The organism is Syntrophomonas sp. UBA1041 (genome assembly GCF_002316705.1).
In the GTDB taxonomy this organism is placed as follows: domain Bacteria; phylum Bacillota; class Syntrophomonadia; order Syntrophomonadales; family Syntrophomonadaceae; genus DTU019.
Genome location: NZ_DCEA01000011.1, coordinates 1 through 1326, shown reverse-complemented (window position 1 = coordinate 1326; position 1326 = coordinate 1). Strand labels below are relative to the sequence as shown.

The following is a 1326-nucleotide window of genomic DNA, read 5'->3' as shown; positions in this document are numbered from 1 at the left end:
GTAAGGATAGTCATCAACAGGGTGAGCAGTTCGCTGATGGAAAAGGCGGCCCAGATGCCGTATATCCCCATGGCCTGAGCCATGGCCCCGGCGGCCGGAATAATGAACAAAAAGCCCCGGCACAGGGTAATCCGGTTGGCAATACTGGTTCGGCCAATTGTCATGTAATAATATACGAAAATATTGTTTGCCACTGCTCCCAGCAAACCGATCGAAGATATAATAAGGGCCGGTACTGCTATGCGCAGCTGCTCGGGCGAACTAAGATTAAAGGCCAAACAGATCGGTTCGGCCAACAGGGATACTGAAATACTGAATATCGCCATGGTTATGATGCCGTAGCGGAAGGCTAAAAACACCACTTTTTTTATGCTCAGCACATCGCGTTCACCGTAAAAAACGCCCACCAGCGGAGATACGGTCTGGGATATCCCGGAGATAATGGCCTGGGCCAGGGTGTTGACACTGTTGACAAAGGCAAAACTGGCAACGGCAATCGGTCCGCCTACGGCCAGTATGAGCATGTTTAATACAAAAGTTCTGACTACGCTGTACAGGTTGTTTAGCGCCGGGGGGCTACCGGTAATAGCGATCGCGTATACCAAGCGCAGGGATTGGCCGATAGGCGCGAATCGATATCCTCCCCCCTTGATAAAAAGAAACGGAGACATTACAGCCACGGCCAACAACGCGCTTATAACCGTAGCCAAGGCCAGTCCCAGCATGCCCATGCCCATGACTACCGTAAACCACAGGTCAAGGATGATATCCAGCGCGGCCATGATTAAAAACATAATCATGCCCAGAAAAGCCCGGCCCTCAATCCGAAAATAGTTAAGCGGCAGGTATACCGCCATAATGCAGATAGCCCCCGGAATTAAGCCCCGGCAATAGGCATAGACCAGATCATAAAGCTCAGGATCGTTGCTGAGGAGCTTTACCAGTGGCTCGATAAATATGAATCCGATGATGCTGAATACAGTGCCCAGCAGCAGAATTAGCAGCATGGTAAGGGTGAAAAGCTTGTTGGCGGTGCTGCGGTCTTCGCTCCCCATTGAAACCGAGGCCAGCGTGGAAGAGCCCACACAAACCAGAGTGCCCAGCGTGGTTAACAGAAAAAACAGGGGGTTCACCAGGCTCATCGCCGCCAGTGCATCACTCCCCAACACCTGTCCGGCAATAATGTGATCAACCATAAAACTGATATTCCCGCCCAGGATTGCCAATATGGACGGAATCAGGTAGCGCCGGAAGCTATGATTGACCAGGTAGTCATTATCATGCATATTTTCTCTTTCCAAACTTGATTCTACTGCAAAAAGTTAT

Annotated in this window: 1 protein-coding gene; it reads right to left on the bottom strand. The window is 50.5% G+C overall.

Annotated features, from left to right (window positions below; genetic code table 11):
- A partial coding sequence (locus tag B2633_RS02220; protein WP_483168911.1) for an MATE family efflux transporter occupies positions 1 to 1301 on the bottom strand: 1301 nt, incomplete at its 3' end.
- Positions 1302 to 1326 lie beyond the last annotated feature (25 nt).